Source organism: Sandaracinaceae bacterium (assembly GCA_016706685.1).
Taxonomy (GTDB): Bacteria; Myxococcota_A; Polyangia; order Polyangiales; family Houyiibacteriaceae; genus JADJJE01.
The window spans coordinates 69,032-89,217 of sequence record JADJJE010000057.1 but is presented as its reverse complement, the minus strand read 5'-3'; the positions used below and the strand labels follow the sequence as shown (position 1 = coordinate 89,217).

Genomic DNA, 20,186 nt, shown 5'->3' with positions numbered 1-20,186 from the left:
GTGCCCGGCATGAGCTCTGGCTTCCTCGACAGCAACGTGTTGCTCTACCTACTGTCGGCGGATCCAGCCCGCGCGGACCGCGCCCAAGACCTGCTGCGCGCCGGCGTCACCATCAGCGTTCAGGTGCTCAACGAAGTCACGAACGTGGCACGTCGAAAGCTCGGGATGGACTGGCGCGAGATCGAAGAGTTCCTGTCTCTCGTGCGCCACTTCTGCACGATTGCCCCACTGACCGAGGGCACCCACGATGAGGCCCGTAGACTGGCGGAGCGCTACCAACTGTCGTTCTACGACGCTCTCATCTGTGCGGCCGCCCTGCAGACCGAGTGCAGCACGCTGTTCAGCGAAGACATGCAGGATGGTCTCTTGATCGACCAGCGACTACGCGTCCGCAACCCGTTCGTCCCCGAACGCTGAGGTCAGCCCAGGGTCGGGTTCCCGAACACCTCGAGGATACGCGCGCGATACGCCTCGTGGGCGTCCGGCGGGCAGAAGTGGCGCGGCGGGCTCACGCCCTTGATGTCCAAGAGGCCGTCGTACTCGGCCACCTTGCGCAGCACGTCGTCGGGCGTGCCCGCGGCGCAGTAGGTGTCCACCATCGCGTCGGTCACCAGCGTCACTGCGCGCTTCTTGTCGCCGCCGTGGAAGGCCTCGCGAATGGCGGCCACCTCGGCGCTGAAGCCGTCGGCTGCGAAGAGCGGCTCGTACGTGCGCACCGTGGCGTAGAACGCCAGCGGCCCGCGCGCGTGGTGGCGTGCGGTCTCGCGGTCGCTGTCGATGGCGCAGGTGATGCCCGCGCCCAGCGTGAAGTCCTCGCGCGCGCGGCCGGCCTTCGCTAGCCCGCGTCCGATGGCCGGCAGCACCTCGTCGCGCAGCTGGCGGGGCGAGACGAACACGTGCCCCAGCACGCCGTCGGCCACCTCACCGGCCAGCTCCAGCATCTTCTCGCGGTTGGCGCCCAGGTGAATGGGGATGCGCTCGCGCTGGGGCGCCGTGGGCCGCTGGTAGCCGTCCATCTTCACCTTCACGAACTGCCCCTCGAAGTGGATGGGCTTGCCCAGGTGGCAGGCCGCGTTGAACAGCCGCAAAAACGCCACCACCTCGCGCATGTGCAGCACCGGCGGGCCGAAGTTGGTGACCCCGTGCCACTGCTCGTTGAGCGTCTTCACGCCCGTCCCGAGCCCCAGCGTGAAGCGCCCGCTGGTCAGCGCGTCGAGGTCCAGCGCCTCGAGCGCCAGCGACAGCGGGCTGCGTACGAACGCGAGCGCGATGCCGGTGCCGAGCCCGATGCGCGACGTGCTGGAAGCCACGGCGGCCAGCGGTACGAACGGGTTGGTGTACAGCTCGGACGCGATGAGCGAGTGGACGCCAGCGTCCTCGCAGGCGCGCGCGGCGCGAATCAGGTCCGCAGCCGAGCTACCCGTCAGATGGAGCGAGATACGGTGACGCATGGCGGCACTTCAAAGCACGTGGGCTCCCCCGTCAAGCTCCGAACGGGGGCGAAGCCCAATGCCCGCAGGTACGTTGCCCCCACGTGAGCGTGGGCGTGGGCGTTGTCGGCGACGGGAGCGCCATCGATAGCGATGCGAGGCTGACCAAGCCCTGACGTTGTCGCGGAGGGGGCGTCTCCGTCGCCGTCGCCGTCGCCGACAACGACAACGACAACGACAACGACAACGACAACGACAACGACAACGACAACGATGCAGTGGGCCTCGCTGGCGCTTGTTTCGATCCACTCCTTGCGACAGGCTCCCCGCGCGATGGACACCGCCCCCACCCTCACCGAGATCCTGCTGGCCACCGGCAACCCCAACAAGGTGCGCGAGGTGCGCGAGGTCCTCCAACCACTCGGAGTGCACGTCCTGAGCCTGGCGGACCTCTACCCGGACGGCGCGCTGCCGCCCGGAGCCCGAAGAGGACGGCCTGACGTTCGAGGAGAACGCCCGCAAGAAGGCCGTGGGGTACGCCCAGCTCACCGGGCGCGCGTGCGTGGCCGAGGACTCGGGCCTCGAGGTGGACGCCCTTGGTGGCGCCCCTGGCGTGTACTCCGCGCGGTACGCAGGCGTGGACGGTACGCGCGAGCAGCGCGACGCGGCCAACAACGAGAAGCTGCTGGCCGCCCTGGCGAGCGTGCCCCCCGCGGCGCGCACGGCCCGCTTCGTGGCCGCGCTGTGCCTGGTGAACGCGAGCGGCGATGTGCTCTTCGAGACGCGCGGCACCTACGAGGGCATCGTGGCGGACGCCCCTCGCGGCGAGAACGGCTTCGGCTACGACCCGCTGCTGTTCCTGCCGGACGTGGGCCGCACCAGCGCCGAGCTCAGCCCCGCCGAGAAGAACGCGCGCTCGCATCGGGGGGCCGCCGTGCGCGCGCTGGCCGCGTATCTCTCTGCGCCTTGAGGGGTGGTGGCGGGCGCAGGGGTCGCGCCCCTCAGCGGTCCACCACGAACGTCCCCGGCACCTGCAGCTCCACCGGCGAGATGGCCTGCTGCCCGAACGGGTGCTGCGCGCCCACCCAGTGCGTGCCCGCGGGCAGGTTCTCGATGGCGAACGTGGTGCCCGACTCCACCCAGGCCACGGCCACGGCGTCCACGACGATGACCATCTTGCGTGGGGTGCGGTTCTCCACCATCAGCGTGCCGTGCTCGCGCGGCAGCGGGCCCGGGTCGTACGTGGGCGTGGTGGCCGGCCACAGCCGCTCACGCATGACCGTGGAGATCATGGTGCGGCCCTCCACCGGCGGCTGGCGCAGCGGGGGCTCGCGCTCGTCGGCGCGCAGGGACGACTGCGGCAGGTCCATGGTGACGTCCGCCGAGAGGGTCCCGAACCATGTGCCCACGCGAAACCACGGCGGTGCGCCGTCGCGGCAGCGGCTGGACACCGAGCTGTAGCGACCGTTGCCCCACTCGGCCAATAGCCGGCAGATCATGGGCGCAGGCCCAATGGACGGAACCCGCGGCGCACGCACGCGGATGAAGGGCTCGCGCGTGACTGGCTCGCCCACGAACCAGCCGCTCAGCTCGCCGGGCCCCATGTGCCGGCCGCCCTGCGCATCGAACACGTAGGTGCCGGGGGCGCCGCGCCGCACGCGCACCTCGGCGCCGGGCTGCAGGGGCCAGGTGTCGCCCAGGAAGCGCGCGCGCAGGCGGTCGGCCGTCATGTCCAGGTTGAGCTCGGCGCCGGCGGCCGGCGTGCCCGGCGGGGGCGTGCCGAACGTGCCGTGCACCATCAGGCGCATGCGGTACACCAAGCGGCGCGCGGGGACGGGCGTGCGTGCCGTGTACTCGTCATCGGGGCGCGGCGGGACACGCACCCGGAAGGTGGGGTCGCGCTCGCCCCGGGCCGCCGGGGCGTACACCTGGTCCAGCGAAGGGCGCGGCCGCGCCATGCGGTCCACGTCGGCGGGTGGCGCGCGATCGCTGCGCTCCGAGCAGGCGGGGAGCACCCCGAGCAGGGCGCAGGTGAGCAGCGCCCCCAGCCGTGCCCAGCCTCGGCTCATGTCCGGCTGAGGTCGCTCGTCAGCTCTTGCAGGGACGGGTCTTCCGCCAGCATGGTGCGCAGGTGCTGCTCGAGCTCGGCCCGCGCGGCCGGCTCGAGGCGCTGTGCGTCGGGCGCCTGGAGGGCCTGCGCCACCAGTGCGTCCAGCGCCTGCGCGGGGCTCAGCTCACCGGTGCGGAGCGCGGCGGTCAGCGCCTGAACGCCAGACGCCTCGGCCGCGCCAGTGGCCGCCGACGCGCGGCCAGCCACGCCATCCACGCCATCCGCGCCATCCATGGCGTCCAAGCTGGCTTTGAACTCTTCGCCGGCCGAGCTGCCGGGGCGCGCGGCGGCGCCTTGGGATGGGCCCGCGAGGGGCGCAACCGGGGGACCCGAGGGCGGTTTGATGGGGCTCGTCATGGTCTCTGCTCTTGTAGCCGCTCCCCGCAGCGCGCGCCACGGCGCACCACGGGCAAGCGTCAGCGGATGTTGCCCACCACCGACTTGGCGGTGTCGTGGCGCGCCTTGAGCACGTTGGAGAGCGTGGAGAAGTGCACCTGCTCGGCGCCGATGCGCCGCTGCATCTCGAGCAGCTCCATGGTGTCGTCCGGCACCCCGGTGGCGCTGCTCCCGGCCGACGAACCGCTGCTGCTACCGACCTCGGGGGCCAGGTCCGGCAGGCCCGAGTCGCCCGCCTCACTCAGCGCGGCCCGCCCGGGCGCCACGCGCGACGCGGTGGTGGACTGTGAGAGGGGCGACACGCCCGTGAGCGAGGCGGCGCTGGCCACGATGCGCTGGGCACCCTCATCGAGGGCCTCCCGAAAGCGCCGCGAGGCGGGCAGGGGGGTCTGGCGCTCGGAGGGCAAGCGGACGGAGACGCTCTGCTGGGGATCGATGCGGGAGCTGGTCATGCTGGGCCTTTCTGCACCCGGCAGGGGTGCGAACGGCTCCTTGTCGGCCCGGCCCGGCCCGCTTTGCGTCCCCGCGGCGCTTTTCTTCCGGCGGCCGCCACTCCCGGTCCAGGGACACCCGCCCCCGGCTGCGCGTCAGTCCTGCAGCAGCACCCGCAAGCTGCGCGGCGCGGCCTCGGCCGCCAGCACGTCACAGCCCTCGCAGGTCCCCTGCGGACACCCCTCGCACTCGGTCAGCGACGACGCCATGGCAGTGAGCTCTTCACGCAGCCGGCGCAGCCTCAGGATCTTCTCCTGCACTTCGCCGATTCGCTCGCTGAGCAGCGCCGTCATGGCCGCGCTGGCGCCCCCACGCTCCGTGCAGGCGTGGCGCAGGCTGAACATGTGCTTGATGTCCGGCAGGCTCAGCCCGGCCTCGCGCAAGTCCAGCGCCAGCCGCAGCTTTTCCAGCTCCGAGGCCCCAAATTGACGATGCCCCCCGTCCTTTCGGTCGAGGGGCTGAATGAGGCCTTCTTGTTCGTAGAAACGTACGGTCCGGAGGGTGCTGCCCGTGAGGCGCGCCATGTCGCCGGTGGTCAGCGGGCCATTGGCCGGGCCCGGTACGTCCCCGTTCGACGGCTGCGAATGCGGCGGCTGGGACGCGCGCGATGCATGCGGCCGTGCGGCCTCGCCTTCGTGGTGAACGGTCTCTGGCACAGGAGAACAGACTATGGAGCGGGCCTCCCGGGTGTCAACCGTGGTCGTCGAGGTTCACCCAGTGGGCGGCGCCGCCGGGCTCCCACTCCTTCTTCCAGATGGGCACCCGCTCCTTGATGCGGTCGATGGCCAGCCGGCAGCCGCGAAACGCCGCGTCCCGGTGCGGGGCCGAGGCGCCCACCACCACGGCTAGGTCACCCACGGCGAGCTCCCCGATGCGGTGGGTAGCGGCCAGCCGGACCCCTTCGCTGGCCAGCTCGTCCATGACCTCGCGCAGCACGGCGCGTAGCTCGGCGATGGCGAGAGCCGGGTGGTGCTCGTAGTCGAGGCGCGCCACCGGGCGCCCGTCGGCCGTGTCGCGGACCACACCCACGAAGAGCGTGACGCCCCCCGCCGACGGATGTGCCACGGCGGCATAGACCTCGTCCATGGACAGCGGCGTGGTGCGGATCTCGGCCAGCGGCAGCGAGCCCCCGGCCACGGGCGGCAGCACGTCCACCACGTCGCCCGCGCGGGGCTGATACGAGGCGTCCACGAAGGCGTCGTTCACGGCCAGGCGCATGCAGCCCAGCAGCGGGGCGAGCCCCGGGTGCCGCGCCCCGAGGGCCGCGCGCAGCTCCGCGTGGGTGCCGATGGTGCCGAGCGCGAGGTGCTCTTCGGGGACGCCCGCCAGCTCGCGCGCGCCGGCAAAGTACCGAACCGTGATCTCTTGATCCGTCACGCCCCCGAACATGACAGGATTTGCGCCATGCGTCGCGCGCTGCTCGTCCTCGGAGCGCTCCTCGGTGTGGCAGGGCTGCTGCTCACGCTGTCGGAGGTGTCCACGCTGGCCGTGGACGAGCGCGACTACCGCGGGCCGCTGCAGGCGCTCGGCGAGCTGCGGGAGCCCACCGCCACGCTCGGCCGGCTGTCGCTCGCGCGCGGGCAGAGCGTGTCGTTCAGCGTGTGCGCCACCGACGGGTTCGAGCCCGCCACGTGGAAGCGCGCGTCCTTCGTCATCTATCACCACGAGCCCACTGAGGAGGTGCTGCGCGTGACGCTGGACGAGACCCGGCTGGCCACGCGCCGCTCCGGGCCCGAGGGCGCCTGCGTGGACCTGGCGCGCACCAACGGCCTCACGGGCGAGGGCGACTTCAGCGTGGTGCTGGAGATGCCGCCCGCGGCGCGCGAGGGCGAGGCCCGCGCCCCGGTGAGCAGCGTGGGGGCCGCCGACACGCGGCTGTGGACGCACGTCACGGCGCTGCGCCCGCTGGGCAAGGCCCACATGACGGGCCCGCTGCTGGCGTGGCTGGGCATCCTGGTGCTCACCGGCGCCTGGCTCGTGCGCTCCCCGAAGCCCAGCGCGTTCGAGGAGCTGGCGGCCGCGGAACTCTTGGCCGAGGACGCGGCCGAGGAGCTCACCGCGCTCGATGCGCCCACCCCGCCGAAGCCTCTCCGCGTGGTGGCCATCGCGCTGGCTGGCTTGCTGCTGGCGTTCCTGCTCAGCGCGGTGCTCCCGCCCAGCCCGCTCACCCCCATGGGCGGCGCGCTGGTGCTCTTCGTGGTCCAGCTGCTACTCGCGTTCCTGCTCACCCGCGACGGCGGCCGCCTGGCGCTGGTGACTCCCCGCAAGTGGCCCTGGCTGCTGCTGGCCATGCCCGTGCTCGGGGTGCTGCTGCGCATCGGGCTCGCGCCGCTCTCACGCCTGGTGCCCAGCACGGGGGTCGCGCCCATCGAGCAGCTGGTCAGCGCGCCGAGCGGCATGCTCACCATGTTGGCCATCGGGTTGGTGGCCCCCTTCGCCGAGGAGCTGTTCTTCCGCGGCCTGCTCTTCCGCGCGCTCGAGGACTGGCGGGGGCGTGCGTTCGCCACGGGCCTCAGCGCCGCGCTGTTCGCGCTGGTGCATGCGCCGCAGGCGTTCGGGGCCTGGCCCTCGTTCGTCAGCATCGCTTGCGCGGGGCTCGTGTTCTCGCTAGTGCGCGCGTTCACCGGCTCCACGCTGGCCAGCATCCTTGCGCACCTCGGCTACAACGGGGTGATCGCGCTGCCCGTGGTCTACGCGCTGCTGCTGCGCGGCTGAGCGTCAGCGCACCCGCACCACCACCGCCGCGGCGCCCGCGCCGCTGGCCTTGGCGGGCTCGGTCATGAGCGTGGCCAGGATGCTCACCGGGGTCTCCGGATCGGCCTGCATGACCGAGGCGATCTTGGCTACGGCCGCCGGCGAGAAGGCCGTGGTGGAGCCCATCATCAGCACGTCGCGCGGCTCGAGGGCCACCTGCGAGTGGGCCGGCTCCGCGCGCAGCACGCCGTTGGCGCTCTCGGGGTCTTGCTCGTTGTCGGGCGTCAGGCGGCGGTGCTCGCCCATGCGCCACAGGTAGGCCCGCACGCGGCCCGCGGCGATGACGTGCGCGGTGTCGTCTAGCAGCACCAGCGCCGCGAGCGACGCATCGGGCACGCGCTGCTCGATGAGCGCGTTGCAGCACGTGACCAGGCGCCCGCGAGCCACCCCGAAGGCGTGCCGCACGCGCTCCTTGGCGGGCATGGCTTCGCCCTCCACGAGCCCCGCCGCAAAGCCCGCCTGGAGCGGTGTGCGCGTGAAGCCCCACGTGCGTGGCTGCCCGATGCCCGTGGTCAGCACGAACGCGTAGCCGCCCGCGAGCTTCTCGATGCCGTGGCGCGCCAGCGCGTGGTCGTGCACCGACGCGAGCTGCAGGCTGGAGTGGGACTCGACGCGCACCGTGGCCTCAGTTGCCCTGCGTGAGCAGGCAGATGAGCATGACCACCATCAGCACGAAGACGCTGAAGAAGAAGATCTTCACCCAGCTGTAGGGGGCTTCACCCTGCACCTGGCCGTTCTGACCGTTGATCAGGAAGCGGAAGACCTTGTCGTTGTAGCGATACGACGCGATCCAGATGGGCAAGAGGATGTGCTTGAACTTCTCTTGCCCGAACTGGTTCATCACGTTCAGGTTCTGCACGCGGTCGGCGCGCACGTCGTTGTGACAGCGCTGCTGCTGCGTGGCCTCGATCTTCTTGAGCCCCTTGCCCCAGGCCTCGTTGAGGTCCACGGCGTACTCCTCCGCGCGCCAGCCCGACAAGAAGCCCGGGTCATAGGGCCGCAGCTGGTTGAGCTCGAAGCCGTGCAGCTGCTGCACCAGCGCCTCGGGCAAGCCGCGCCCGGCGCACACCAGCACGTCGTCGTGGTGGTCCTGGCGCGAGCCCCACGCCGGCTGCCAGCGCGTCTTGGTCACCGTGCGCGTCATCTGCACGTTGTTGCCGTTCGCGTCCTTACCCCAGTAGTGCTCCTGCTCCTGGTAGTCGTGGCCGGCCTGCGCCGTCCAGCTGGAGTTCACCCACGCGTCGAACGTCCAGTACGGGATGTAGACCCCGTTGATCTCGCCCACGCTGGCCCGCTTCTTGAGGTCCGACGGGCGAAACCACAGGCCGCCGATCCACTCCGAGAACATGTTCTTCGCGCGGTTCTGGTCCACGCCGAAGGGCACGATGGACTCGGGCCGGATGAGGTTGCGGTTGCTCTCCTGCTCGAGCACGTGCGGTGACCCGCAGAAGTCGCAGCGGGTGCTGATGCTCTGGCCGCCGAAGGCCACCGTGGCGCCGCAGGTCTTGCAGTTGATGGTGCGCGTGGTGGCGCCGAAGCCGCGCTGCGTGGCCATGGTGAGGCCGGACTGCAGGTCGTGCTCCACGATGTCCTGCGAGCCCGCCGCCGCCGCGATCTCGTGCACGTGGTGGCAGTACGGGCACTTGAGCGACTGCGTGGTGGCGTCCCACGCCATCTCGGGCGCACCGCACGAAGGACACGGGAACTTGTGGCCCGCAGCAGGCGCGGCAGACGGGGCGCTAGGGTCGGTGGGCGGCGGTTGCATGGGCGGCGATGGTATCGCGTCGTACGGTCGGTCCGTCGGAAAATTCCACGCCCTTTGGAGAAGCGGGAGCCCCGGACCCCAAGACCCCGCCCCTGCCGAGGCGGCGGCTACACCTGCGGGAGATTCCACTCGATCAGTTCGAGGTCACGTGGCCGCCCACGTACCACCACTCGGATTGACGCTGCCGGAGCTCATAGCTCGAGAAGACGTTGTCCGTCAGCCCCGCGCTGGTGCGCGAGTGATCGCGATGAATCAGGTCGATCGTGGCGGCACGACCTCGCCGTTCTTCGACGCGAACCCACCAGTGGGGTCCCTCCGGGCGATCGCTAGACATGCGAGCGAGACCGTCGAGCCGGCAGCTGGAGGCGGGGGCCACGAGGGGGTCCGCGCGTCGCACGAAGGCGAAGTGCAGCAGTAGGGCAACCTGGACGGGATCATCGAAGCATGCACTGTCGATGTCCGCGTACTCGCGCCGCAGCGCCGAAGCTTCCAGCACTCGGCGCGCTTCCGAGTCGTGCAGACGGTGGCTCTTCCGTAGTGCCTCGCGGCCGAGGAACCTCCAGGCACAAGCCTCCCGCGTCGAGTCATCGCAGACGGGGTCTGGCTCGCGTGTCGATGGCAGGTTGAGCATCAGGTCGTGCAGAACGGCGCGCAGCGCAGTGCGGCTGTTCGCTCGCTCGATCCGGCGGCCAACCGCAGCAGGGGCATCGACAGCGTCGCGTTGGGACGCAATGGGCTCGGGCCGAAGCATCACTACCCCTGCAACGATCCCCAGCGCGACCGCGCGCCCAAGCTCTCTCCACGAGGGAGTCATGCCCACCACGCTACCGCTCTGTCCGTAGTCCAGCCACACGTATCCGCCGCGGTCACCGTGTTCGTCGGGGTGGTAGTCCATTGACGTAGTCAGTCATTGGCGTATACTTTGTTGATGAAGTTCGAGTGGGACGCTCGTAAGGAGCGCCAGAACATCGCGAAGCACGGGGTCAGCTTCAAAGAAGCGGAAGAGCTCTTCGCTTCCGACGTCGACTTCCTCGAGATCTACGACGCGGATCACTCCGCCACAGAGGAACGGTTCATCGCGATCGGTCCGATCCGACGCGGGGTCGTCCTGGTGGTCTTCACGGAGCGTGTCGAGGACACCATCCGGTTCATCAGCGCTCGCTGGGCAACCAAGGCAGAGCACGCTCTCTACACCGAGCACATGGAGCAACACAGATGAAGAGCACACGTGAGCTCACCAAGTCCGAGTTCGCTCGGGCACTTCGCCGAACTCAGCGGGACCGCATCATGCGCGGGGAGCTCCAGCCGGGTGATGTGGCCGCCCTGCGGCGCTTCATCGGGCTGACGCAGACTCAGTTCGCTGACGCGCTCGGGATCAGCGTGCACACGCTGCGGAACTGGGAGCAGGATCGAAGGTCGCCCGAGGGGCCTGCGCTCGCGCTCCTTCGCATCGCGGCCCGTCATCCGAGTGTGGTTCGCGAGAACGTCCGCACCGCCGCCTGACGCGCGTCGACCCCCGCCGGGGGGCTCGCGGGCCCAGGGGCTGCTACGGCAAGGCCCTATGCGCATCGCATACCTCGTCAATCAGTACCCCAAGGTCAGCCACACCTTCATCCGGCGCGAGCTGCAGGCGCTCGAGACGCTGGGCTTCGACGTGCTGCGCTGCTCGGTGCGCCGGGTGGCCGAGCCGCTGACGGACCCGGCGGATCTTCGCGAGGCCGAGCTCACGCGCGTGGTGCTGGACGGCGGCCCGCAGGGGCTGGCGGCGGCCATGGCGCGCGTGGCGGCGAAGCGGCCCAAGGAGTTCGCGCGCGCCTCGGCGATGGCGGCGCGCGTGGGCTACGGCTCGGAGCGCGGCCTGGTGATCCACGGGGCGTATCTGGGGGAGGCCTGCGTGCTGCTCGAGTGGCTGGAAGAAGCCGGCGTGCAGCACGTGCACGCGCACTTCGGCACCAACTCCACCACGGTGGCCATGCTGGTCGCGGCGCTGGGCGGGCCCGGCTACAGCTTCCACGTGCACGGCCCCGAGGAGTTCGACAAGCCTGCGGCCATCGCGCTCGGCGAGAAGGTGGAGCGCAGCCGCTTCGTGTGCGCCATCAGCCACTTCGGCCGCAGCCAGCTCTACCGGCAGATCGCGTACGAGCACTGGCCCAAGGTGCAGATCGTGCGCTGTGGCGTGGAGGCTGCTTTCCTCGAAGGGGATGGCCGCCCCTTCCCAACGGCCCCACGTCTGGTGAGCGTGGGCCGGCTGAGCGAACAAAAAGGGCAGATCCTGCTGATCGAGGCGCTGGGCCAGCTGGCCCGCGAGGGCGTGGCCTTCGAGCTCACGCTGGTGGGCGACGGCGAGATGCGGCCCGAGATCGAGGCGGCCATCGCGCAGCACGGGCTCACCGGGCGCGTGCACATTACGGGCTGGGCCAGCGGCGATGAAGTGCGCGAGCAGCTGCTGGCGGCGCGCGCCATGATCTTGCCCAGCTTCGCCGAGGGCCTGCCGGTGGTCATCATGGAGGCGCTGGGCCTCGGGCGGCCGGTGCTCTCCACGTATGTGGCTGGCATCCCCGAGCTGGTGGTGCCCGGTGAGAACGGCTGGCTGGTACCCGCGGGCAGCGTGGACCACCTGGTGGCAGCCCTGCGCCAGGTGCTGGCCACGCCCACCGAGAAGCTGGTGGCCATGGGCGAGGCCGGTCGCCGCGCGGTGCTCGAGCGCCACGACGTGCGCGTCACCGCCGCGAGCCTGGCCAGCCTGCTGCGAGCGCACGCCTAGGGCCCCATGTTCTTCGGGCACCCGAACCCCCTGGCCTACGCGGCGCTGTTCCTCTTCATCCCGCTGACGCTGTGGTTCTACTCCCGCATGCCGGCCACGAAGGCCACGCTGATGACGGTGCTGGGGGGCGTGCTGTTCCTGCCCGAGGTGCTGGCCATCGACCCGCCGCTGCTGCCGCCCATGGACAAGACGTCCATCACGGCGTTCTGGGCCTTCGTGGGCTGCCTGTGGAAGGCGCGCGCCGACGTGCGCCGCGCGCGCCCCTTCCGCGGCATCGACCTCTTCTTCGTGCTGCTCTTGCTGTGCAACGTGGGCACCGCCCTCACCAACCAATTCCCGCTCATCTCGGGGCCCGTCGTGCGCCAGGGCCTCACGCTGTACGACTCGTTCGCGCTGGGCATCAAGGACACGCTGGCCATCTACCTGCCCTTCCTGCTGGGCCGCGCCATGTTCACCAGCCGGGGTGACCTGCGCACCCTGCTGAACGGCATCGTGGTGGGCGGCGTGGTGTATGCGTTCCTCGCCCTGATCGAGATCCGCTTCAGCCCGCAGCTGCACAACTGGATCTACGGCTACCACCAGATGGACTTCTCCATGGCCATGCGCTTCGGCGGCTACCGGCCCATGATCTTCATGCAGACCGGCCTGGCGGTAGGCATGTTCATGCTGGTCGCCACCATCGCTGCCATCGTGCTGCACCGCACGGGGCGCGTGCGCGCACGCACGGTGTACTTTCTGGGCGTGGTGCTGGTGCTCTGCAAGAGCACGGGCGCCATCATCTATGCGCTGGTGGTGCTGCCCGTGGTGGCGCTGGTGAAGCTGCCGCGCGCGCGGCTGCCGGCGTTCCTGGCGCTGCTCACGCTGCTGTACCCCGCGCTGCGCACCACGGACACGTTCCCCACCGATGAGCTCGTGGCGCAGGCCGAGAAGATCAACGAGGAGCGCGCGCTGTCGCTCTGGTTCCGCTTCGACCAAGAGTACCAGCTCTTGCAGCGCGCCCTCGAGCAGCCGCTCTTCGGGTGGGGCGGCTACAACCGCAACCGGCTCTTCGACCCGGTGACGGGCGAGGACCTCTCGGTCACGGACGGCGACTGGGCCATCCAGATCGGCTCGCGCGGGCTCGTGGGCTTCGTCGCCGTGTACGGGCTCATGACCGTGCCGGTGGTGCTCACCTGGCGGCGCATCAAGCGCGTGAAGAGGCGTCAAGACCGCCAGCGGCTCGCCGCCCTCGCGCTCATCACGTCGCTGCTGGTGGTGGACCTCCTGCCCAACGGGCTCTTCCACTGCCTACCGTTCTTCCTGGCGGGCGCGCTCTTCGGCTTGCTGCATGGGCTCTCGGATGCGCGCCAGGGCTCGCCCCAGGCACCGCGGCGGCGCAGGCGAGGCGGGCGTGAGCGGGCCGTCGACGACGTGGACCAGCTCGATGACCGTGACGACCACGAGGAGCATGAAGAAGAGCGCTACCGGCCCGCGCATGGAGCGCGGGGTATCGGGCTGCTAGAAGGCGCCTCGTGAGTGACAGCGTGACGGACACCGCTCCCCCTGCAGAAGAGCACCCGTTCGAAGGGCGCGCCGAGCGTGGTGCCCTCTGGGTGGTGGTGGGCTACGGCGGCGCGCAGCTCATCCGGCTGCTGGGCAACCTGATCCTCACGCGCCTGCTGTTCGAAGAGGCCTTCGGCGTCATGGCGCTGATGTCCACGGTGCTGCAGGGCCTCGAGCTCTTCAGCGACATCGGCATCGGCCCGAGCCTCATCCAGAACGAGCGCCAGGACGACTCGTTCGTGAACACCGCCTGGACCATGCAGGCGGCTCGCGGCGTGGCCATCTGGCTGGTGGCCTGCGCCGTGGCGCTGCCGTTCGCGTCGTTCTACGGCGAGGCGCAGCTGGCGTGGCTGCTGCCGCTGGTGTCCACCACCGCGCTCTTCGCGGGCTTCAACTCCACCAAGCTGTTCACGCTCAACCGCCAGCTGGACGTGCGCCGCATCGAGATCTCGCTGATCATCGCGCAGGTCGCGGGGCTCGTGGTCATGGTGGCCTGGGCGCTGGTGGACCGGTCGGTGCTGGCGTTGGTGGCCGGCGCGCTCACCACCAACGTGGTGCGCATGGTGCTCAGCCACACCTACCTGCCGGGCATCCGCAACCGCTTCACCTGGGAGCGGCCCGCTGCGCAGACGCTGGTGCGCTTCGGCCGCTGGATCTTCGTGAGCACGCTGCTCACCTTCCTGGCCGGGCAGGCGGACCGGCTGGTGTTCGGGCGCTTGGTGCCGCTCGACCGCCTGGGCGTCTACTACATCGGCGTGGTCATCGCGACCCTCCCGAGCGAGGCGCTCAGCCGGCTGTCCATGCAGATCATCTTCCCGGTCTACAGCCGCGTGCGCGAGCGCGACGGGCACTTCCGCGACGTGTTCGAGAGCATCCGCACGCCGCTCATGATCCTGGCCGCCTGGGCCTTTGCCGGGCTCATCGCAGGAGGCCCCACGGCGGTGGACCTGCTCTACGACGACCGCTACCAAGAGGCCGGCTGGGCCGTGCAGCTCTTGGCCGCCGGCGGCTTTCTGCTGGTGCTCGGCAACACCTACGGCGCGGCGCTGCTGGCCGCCGACATGCCGCGAGGCGTGGCCGCCGGGTCGTTCGCCAAGGTGCTGGCCATGGCGGTGCTCATCCCGCTCGGGTTCTACGTGGGCGAAGCGCAGCAGGTGGGGCTCGGCTTCCCCGGCGCGGTGCTGGGCTACGCGGCATCGGAGGCGGTGCGCTATGTGGTGTGCACGGCCGCGTGTCGCTCGCTGGGCGTGACGGGCGTGCGCAACGACGTGCGCCTCACGTTGGTGGTCGCAACGGTGGGAGGCCTCGGCGCGGTGTTCGAGTGGTGGCTGCGCGATGTGGGTGTGCACGTGGTGCTGCGCTCGGGGTTGATCGCGCTCGTGGTCTCGCTGGCGTTCGTGCCCCTCGCTGGCCCCCTGCTGCGCGAGCGCCTGGCGCGGCGACGTGCGCATCGCGCCGCTCCGGCGGAGGTCCGAGGTTAGCCATGCGCGTCACCTTCGTGCACAAGACCGCCAACTTCTCGGGGGGCAACCGCGTGGTGGCCACGTACGCGGAGCGCTTGGCCCAGCGCGGCCACCAGGTGTGCGTCGTGACCGGCCCGGGCGAGCGCCCGCGTCCGCTGCGCAAGGTCATCAACCGCTGGAAGGGGCGCTCGTTCTCGGCGAGCGACGGGCGCAGCTGGCTGGACGAGCTGCAGCTCGAGCATCGTGTGCTCACGAGCGCCGGGCCACCGCGCGCCGAGGACGTGCCCGATGCCGATGTGATCGTGGCCACGTGGTGGGAGACGGCCGAGTGGATCGCCGCGCTGCCGGCCAGCAAGGGCGCGAAGGCGTACTTCCTGCAGGGTGTCGAGTGGACCATCGACGACATGCCGCGCGAGCGCGTGCGCCAGACCTGGCGCCTGCCGCTGCACAAGATCGTGATCGCGGAGTTCATGGCGGACATCGCGCGGGTGGACTTCGGCGACAGCGACCTCTCGCACGTGCCCAACGCCGTGGACACGCAGCTGTTCCACGCGCCTCCGCGAGAGCGCAACGCGGTGCCCACGGTGGGGCTCATGGACGTGGGGCCGCTGGCCATCAAGGGTGGCGACATCACACGGGCGGCGCTCTTGCTCGCCAAGCAACAGCTGCCCGAGCTGCGTGGCGTGTGCTTCGGGCGCTCGCACCCGCCACCCGAGCGGGCGCTTCCCAGCTGGGTGAGCATGCAGCTGTCGCCCACGCCCGAGGCCCTGCGCGCGCTGTATGCGAGCTGCGACGTGTTCATCCATGCTTCGCGCGCGGAGGGCTTTGGCCTGCCGCTGCTGGAGGCCATGGCCTGTCGCACCCCAGTGGCCGCTACCCCCGCAGGCGCCGCGCCCGAGCTGCTGCCCAGCGGCGGCGGGCTGTTGGTGCCACACGATGACCCCGCCGCGCTGGCGAGCGCCCTGGTGCGTGTCTGCACGCTCCCGCGCGACGAATGGCGTGCGCGCTCCGACGCCGCATTCACACGCGCCACTACCTACACGCTGGATGATGCCACGCAGCGCATGGAGGCGGCCCTCGAGCGCGCCATCACGAAGACGCAGCGCGGCGAGCACGCGCGAGCCAGCGCACGTGGCGACGCGGGCCCCGTGCCGCCGCTGGCGAGCCAAGTGCACCAGCTGGCACAAGGCATGGGCTCACGGCAGACCGACGTGGGGGAGCACCGCCTGCTCCCCGCGCTGCTCGCGGCTCCACACGTGGCCGAGCTAGCGCACGAGGTCGCGCAGTGCCCCGGCTCGGCGTGGACGCAACTGACGCCCGCCGACCAGCACACGCCCTGGCTCCGTGGCGAGCACCTCCCCACCCACACCCGCGCGCTGCTGGACGCGCTGACGCACCCGGCCACGCTCGCGGCGCTGGAAGACTTCGCGGGCACCTCGCGGCTGCTGCTGGACCCGCACGGGCGCGAGCAGGGCGTGTTGCGCGGCGACGTGTCGCGTGGCCCCCGGCGCAGCTTTCACGTGCGCTATCAGGATCCACCGCTCGAGCGCCGCTGGACGCTGCTGGTGCCGCTGACCGAGCACTCGCTCGCGCTCGACGACACACGCACGGGCGCCCGTGAGCGCGTGACGCTGCTGCCTGGCGATGTGCTGCTGGTGGCCGCAGGGCTCACGCGCGTGATCGACACGGCGGGACTCACCGCGCTGGTGCTGCCCCTCCATCAGGCGGGCCCCATCCCGGACGGGCTGCCGAGCCTCGACGAGCAGGTGCTGCCCGCGGACGCACCGGACACTCTCGGCCGCCTGCGTCAGCAGTTCGCGCGGCACGCCACCCAGGCTCGCGCGCGGCAGCAACGCGAACTCGCGCGCCTGCGCGAGCGCTTCCTGGGCCTCTACTGAAGAGGCGCTGCGCGGGGCACTCGCGGGCGTCTCGCCATTTTGTGTCCCGGGATGGGAGCGGAGAGTGATATAATACAACGCTGGTGGAAACCCCGATCAAGCGCTCCTTCCCCTTGGCCGCCAAGCTCGTGCTCGGCATGGCCATCGTGTTGGCTGCGGCAGCCCTCGTGGCCTCCTCGGTCATCTCCGAGCGTGAGTGGGCCCGCCTGGTGGACGCCAAGGTGCACACCGTGGAGCAGATCGCGGCCCTCTTCGCCGAGTTCGAGGCAGCCGCCGTCTACTTCGGGGACGCCGACACGTTGACCACCGACGTTCAACGCCTGCGCGAGACCGAGGGCGTGGTGTATGGGGCGGTCTGGATCGGCGACGAGGTCGCCCCAGCCGCCGAGCTGCGCGTGGCCAACGACGGGCCCCGCGCACCGGCGCCCCCCCGCGAGCAAGGCGTCACCGTGAGTGAAGACCTGGTGACCGTCGCGCGGCTGGTGCGGAACCCGGACGGTGAGGTCATCGGGGTGGTGCGCATCGACGTCACCCTCGAGGCCGAGCGCGCGTCCCACCAAGCCGCGACAGACACCATCGCGCTCTTTGCGTCCATCCTCGGGCTGTCGGTGGCCCTGCTGCTGTGGACCATGCTGGGACGCATGGTGACGGGCCCGCTCGGCGTGCTGGCCAGCGCCTCGGGAGACCTCGCGCAGGGCAAGCTCACGCAAGTCGCGGTGCGCGGCAACGACGAGGTCGCGCGGCTCGGGCGTGCCTTCAACGACATGGCCGCTGCCATCCGCGACCGCGAGACGCGCATCGCCGAGACCTCGGCGCGCCTGCAGACGCTGCTGGACCACATGGGCCAGGTCATCCTGTTGTTCGGTCCGGACGGCGCGGTGGACGCCAGCCGCTCACGGCAGGCCGACGCCTTCATCGGCACGGCGCGGGCCTCCGACATCAGCCCGCTGCTGTACCCCGAGGGCAGCCTCGACATCGAGCGCGACGCGTTCGAGATGTGGAAGGACGCCGTGTTCCGCGGCGGCCGCGCCGACTGGGAAGAGCTGCTGGAGCTCGCCCCCGAGGAGCTGGCGCACACCACGGACGGACGCGAGCGCAGCTACAGCCTGCTGTTTCGGCCCGTGTTCGAGGGCGAGCAGCTGCAGCGCGTGCTCTTGATCGCCACCGACATCACGGCGCAGCGCGACCTCGAGCGCTCGGTGCGCGAGAACGAGCGCGTGCACCAGAACGCGGTGGCCGCCATGCGGCGCCTGGTGGCGGGCGGCGGGCAGGTCTTCGTGCGCTTCCTCGAGCAGACGCGCACGCGCCTGCGCCGCATCGAGTCGGGCATCGCGGAGTCCACCGACGTGCCGCGCTCCATGGTGGGCGAGATCTTCCGCACGATGCACACGCTGCGCGCGGAGGCCCGCTGCTTCGACCTCGAGGCCGTCGGGCGGCACGCGCAGAGCATCGAGACACGCCTCAACGACCTGCGCAGCGCGAAGTCGGGCGTGGTCATCCCCGTCACCGAGATGAACCAGCGCATCGCGGACCTCCGCGCCGCGCTCGACAACGCGGAGCAGCTGTTCGTGGCGCAGAGCCCCGTGGGTGAGGCCATCCTCGATCAGATCACGGTGCGCCGCGGCGACCTCAACACGGTGATGTCGCTGATCCCGACCGCCGCGCCCGCGCTGCGCAGCCACCTCGAGCGCCTGGCCGCGCGCCCCTTCGGCGAGCTGGTCTTCCTGGTGCAAGAGGCCGCGCCGCGCTGGTGCGAGCGAGCAGGCGTGAAGGCCCAGATCGCCATCGAGGGCCGCGAGTGTGCCGTGCCCGCGTCGCTCAGCGATGTGCTGGGCGGTGTGCTCAGCCACCTGGTGCGCAACGCGATCGCGCACGGCATCGAGCTGCCCGCGGAGCGCGTCGCGGCGGGCAAGCCCGAGACGGGCACCATCCACGTGCGCTGCGAAGCGGATGACGCAGGGGTGCGCATCGTGGTGGAGGACGACGGCGCGGGCATCGACGAAGCCGGCCTGCGCGCTTCGGCCGCGGCCAAGGGCATCGCCGCCGAGGGCGCGGACTTGGTCCAGCTGGTGGCGCTGGCCGGCCTCACCAGCCGCGAGGAAGTCGATGAGCTGAGCGGGCAGGGCGTGGGACTAGACGCCGTCACGGGTGACCTGGAGGCTGCGGGCTACCGACTGTCGGTGACAACGCAGGCCGGCCGTGGTACCCAATTTCGGATCATCAAGTCCGTGAAAGGCAGTCCATGAGCACCAAAGGGACCATAGTCGTCATCGACGACAGCGAGATCGTCCTGGAGCAAATCCGTGCCGAGCTCGAGCCTCTCGGCTACGCCATCAAGACCACCACGCAGACGGTGGGAACCGCGCGGCTGTTGGTGGGTGCGGACCTCGTCATCCTGGACATGCACATGCCCGGCCTGCACGGCGGACAGGTGCTCGAGAACCTGCGCGCGGCGGTCGAGGGCATGAGCACCCCGCCGCTCTTCTACATGTACACCTCGGACCCGGCCGAAGAGGCGCGCTACCGGGAGTACGGCTTCGATGGAGCGTTCACGCAGAAGGGCAACATCGGCTCTCTGACCCGCCAGCTGGGTGCAGCCATGCGCCTGATCAAGCTGAAGCGCTGAGTCGGGCGGGCCTGGACACCGCCGCCATCGAGCAGTGGAGGTGTGCAACGGATGGCTGCTCGCCTCAGCGGGAGACGAGGCGCGAGAGCCGCTCTTTGACGCGTCGCGCGCGGTCGCCTTGGGCCTTGACCTGCTTCAGCGCCTTCTCGGCGGGCATCAGCACCAACCGCTTGAGCGACTCGTCGGGCCGCGCGCGGAAGATGGTGGTGTGATCCACGCCGCGGTAGTCCTTGGGCGGCGCCTCCGTGTAGTAGTAGACGGCGAACGACTGGCGCACCATGCCGGGCGGGCAGCGCACCTCCTCCACGCCGTGGAAGCTGCGCTCGCTGGTCTCGAAGATCACGCAGCGGTTCAGCAGCGGGGTGAGGCGCTGCTCGCAGCGCGTGACGCCCTCGTCCCAGAACTCGACGCCGCCGCCCCAGCCCTCTTGCCACGTGGGGTTCAGGTACAGCAGCAGGTTGAGCCGCCGGTACAGCTTCTGCGACTCGAGGTAGTTGAAGTCCACGTGCACATCGAGGCGCCCGCGCGGGCCGGTGACGTGAATGCCACCGCCGGCCAGGCTCGGGTCGTACCGCAGCTCCGGAATGCCGGTGATGTAGGCCAGGTCTGCCAGGAACCCCTCCGAGCCGAGCGCTGCGTTGAGCGCCTGCACCTTCTGCGGGAAGCGTGAGGCGTCCGTGATCTGGATCTTGCCGTGCTCGTTGACCCCCTTGAACTCGTCCCCCAGCTCTCGCGCGCGCTGGAAGGTGGGGTAGGCGCTCGCCACGTCGGCGGCCTGCGCTGGGTCCAGGAAGTTATCGAGGACGACGTGGGGGAAGGGCTTGGCGGCCCGGAACTGCGCGCGCAGGCGCTCGCGGTCGAGAGGGAGGATCATCATGAGAGCTCCGAAGACATAGGGCCGGGTGGATCTTTCGGCCACTGGCGTACGAATCACGTTGGGCCATAC

20 protein-coding genes and 1 pseudogene are annotated in these 20,186 nt (G+C 70.7%); 11 read left to right on the top strand and 10 right to left on the bottom strand.

Annotated features, from left to right (window positions below; all coding sequences use genetic code 11):
- Positions 1-9: 9 nt before the first annotated feature.
- On the top strand, positions 10-417 hold the full coding sequence (locus IPI43_33805; GenBank protein MBK7779038.1) for a PIN domain-containing protein: 408 nt from the start codon (positions 10-12) through the stop codon (positions 415-417).
- A 2-nt stretch (positions 418-419) separates the two neighbouring features.
- Here IPI43_33805 and IPI43_33800 read toward each other — a convergent pair whose 3' ends face one another.
- Positions 420-1,451 carry an LLM class flavin-dependent oxidoreductase gene (locus tag IPI43_33800; protein MBK7779037.1) on the bottom strand — a complete coding sequence of 344 codons (1,032 nt, stop codon included), beginning with the start codon at positions 1,449-1,451 and terminating at the stop codon, positions 420-422.
- Between the two features lie 312 nt (positions 1,452-1,763).
- On the opposite strand from IPI43_33800, the pseudogene rdgB reads away from it, so the two are divergent.
- Positions 1,764-2,400 (top strand): annotated as a pseudogene (gene rdgB, locus IPI43_33795) (RdgB/HAM1 family non-canonical purine NTP pyrophosphatase).
- A 31-nt stretch (positions 2,401-2,431) separates the two neighbouring features.
- On the opposite strand, the gene IPI43_33790 reads toward rdgB, so the two are convergent.
- The 5 genes from IPI43_33790 to IPI43_33770 all read right to left on the bottom strand — a co-directional run bounded on the left by IPI43_33790 (position 2,432) and on the right by IPI43_33770 (position 5,805).
- Positions 2,432-3,499, bottom strand: coding sequence for a hypothetical protein (locus IPI43_33790; GenBank protein ID MBK7779036.1), 1,068 nt, complete (start codon positions 3,497-3,499; stop codon positions 2,432-2,434).
- Complete coding sequence (locus tag IPI43_33785) at positions 3,496-3,897, bottom strand: hypothetical protein (protein ID MBK7779035.1); 402 nt, start codon at positions 3,895-3,897, stop codon at positions 3,496-3,498. Before IPI43_33785 ends, IPI43_33790 begins: the two co-directional genes overlap by 4 nt.
- Before the next feature lie 59 nt (positions 3,898-3,956).
- Positions 3,957-4,388: a hypothetical protein gene (locus IPI43_33780; protein MBK7779034.1), complete on the bottom strand. Its 432-nt coding sequence runs from the start codon at positions 4,386-4,388 to the stop codon at positions 3,957-3,959.
- Positions 4,389-4,523: 135 nt separating this feature from the next.
- Entirely contained in the window at positions 4,524-4,952 is a 429-nt protein-coding gene (locus IPI43_33775; GenBank protein MBK7779033.1) for a MerR family transcriptional regulator, read from the bottom strand.
- A 166-nt stretch (positions 4,953-5,118) separates the two neighbouring features.
- Complete coding sequence (locus IPI43_33770; GenBank protein MBK7779032.1) at positions 5,119-5,805, bottom strand: molybdenum cofactor biosynthesis protein MoaE; 687 nt, start codon at positions 5,803-5,805, stop codon at positions 5,119-5,121.
- A gap of 27 nt (positions 5,806-5,832) precedes the next feature.
- Between IPI43_33770 and IPI43_33765 the strand changes: the two genes are divergently transcribed.
- Positions 5,833-7,143, top strand: coding sequence for a CPBP family intramembrane metalloprotease (locus tag IPI43_33765; protein MBK7779031.1), 1,311 nt, complete (start codon positions 5,833-5,835; stop codon positions 7,141-7,143).
- A 3-nt stretch (positions 7,144-7,146) separates the two neighbouring features.
- Here the strand turns inward: IPI43_33765 and IPI43_33760 are convergent, their stop codons facing one another.
- The 3 genes from IPI43_33760 to IPI43_33750 all read right to left on the bottom strand — a co-directional run bounded on the left by IPI43_33760 (position 7,147) and on the right by IPI43_33750 (position 9,842).
- Positions 7,147-7,800: a hypothetical protein gene (locus IPI43_33760; protein ID MBK7779030.1), complete on the bottom strand. Its 654-nt coding sequence runs from the start codon at positions 7,798-7,800 to the stop codon at positions 7,147-7,149.
- 7 nt (positions 7,801-7,807) lie between these two features.
- Positions 7,808-8,947, bottom strand: a complete 1,140-nt coding sequence (locus IPI43_33755) for a hypothetical protein (protein ID MBK7779029.1) — start codon at positions 8,945-8,947, stop codon at positions 7,808-7,810.
- A 133-nt stretch (positions 8,948-9,080) separates the two neighbouring features.
- The gene (locus IPI43_33750) at positions 9,081-9,842 is read right to left on the bottom strand and encodes a hypothetical protein (protein ID MBK7779028.1); all 762 of its coding nucleotides are present in this window, start codon (positions 9,840-9,842) and stop codon (positions 9,081-9,083) included.
- Positions 9,843-9,875: 33 nt separating this feature from the next.
- On the opposite strand from IPI43_33750, the gene IPI43_33745 reads away from it, so the two are divergent.
- From IPI43_33745 to IPI43_33710, 8 genes are all read left to right on the top strand, one after another.
- The gene (locus tag IPI43_33745) at positions 9,876-10,166 is read left to right on the top strand and encodes a BrnT family toxin (GenBank protein ID MBK7779027.1); all 291 of its coding nucleotides are present in this window, start codon (positions 9,876-9,878) and stop codon (positions 10,164-10,166) included.
- Positions 10,163-10,450, top strand: a complete 288-nt coding sequence (locus IPI43_33740) for a helix-turn-helix domain-containing protein (protein MBK7779026.1) — start codon at positions 10,163-10,165, stop codon at positions 10,448-10,450. Before IPI43_33745 ends, IPI43_33740 begins: the two co-directional genes overlap by 4 nt.
- A 58-nt stretch (positions 10,451-10,508) precedes the next feature.
- A complete protein-coding gene (locus IPI43_33735; protein MBK7779025.1) occupies positions 10,509-11,711 on the top strand; it encodes a glycosyltransferase in 1,203 nt (400 codons plus the stop codon).
- Positions 11,712-11,717: 6 nt separating this feature from the next.
- Entirely contained in the window at positions 11,718-13,226 is a 1,509-nt protein-coding gene (locus tag IPI43_33730; protein ID MBK7779024.1) for a hypothetical protein, read from the top strand.
- On the top strand, positions 13,223-14,734 hold the full coding sequence (locus tag IPI43_33725) for an oligosaccharide flippase family protein (protein MBK7779023.1): 1,512 nt from the start codon (positions 13,223-13,225) through the stop codon (positions 14,732-14,734). The genes IPI43_33730 and IPI43_33725 overlap by 4 nt, the downstream gene beginning before the upstream one ends.
- Positions 14,735-14,736: 2 nt before the next feature.
- Positions 14,737-16,614 (top strand): glycosyltransferase family 4 protein, encoded by a 1,878-nt coding sequence (locus tag IPI43_33720; GenBank protein MBK7779022.1) that lies wholly within the window; start codon positions 14,737-14,739, stop codon positions 16,612-16,614.
- 83 nt (positions 16,615-16,697) lie between these two features.
- Positions 16,698-18,860 carry a HAMP domain-containing protein gene (locus IPI43_33715; protein MBK7779021.1) on the top strand — a complete coding sequence of 721 codons (2,163 nt, stop codon included), beginning with the start codon at positions 16,698-16,700 and terminating at the stop codon, positions 18,858-18,860.
- Positions 18,857-19,240, top strand: coding sequence for a response regulator (locus IPI43_33710; GenBank protein MBK7779020.1), 384 nt, complete (start codon positions 18,857-18,859; stop codon positions 19,238-19,240). The genes IPI43_33715 and IPI43_33710 overlap by 4 nt, the downstream gene beginning before the upstream one ends.
- Positions 19,241-19,304: 64 nt before the next feature.
- On the opposite strand, the gene IPI43_33705 is transcribed toward IPI43_33710, so the two are convergent.
- Positions 19,305-20,117 (bottom strand): 2OG-Fe(II) oxygenase, encoded by an 813-nt coding sequence (locus IPI43_33705; protein MBK7779019.1) that lies wholly within the window; start codon positions 20,115-20,117, stop codon positions 19,305-19,307.
- Positions 20,118-20,186: the final 69 nt, after the last annotated feature.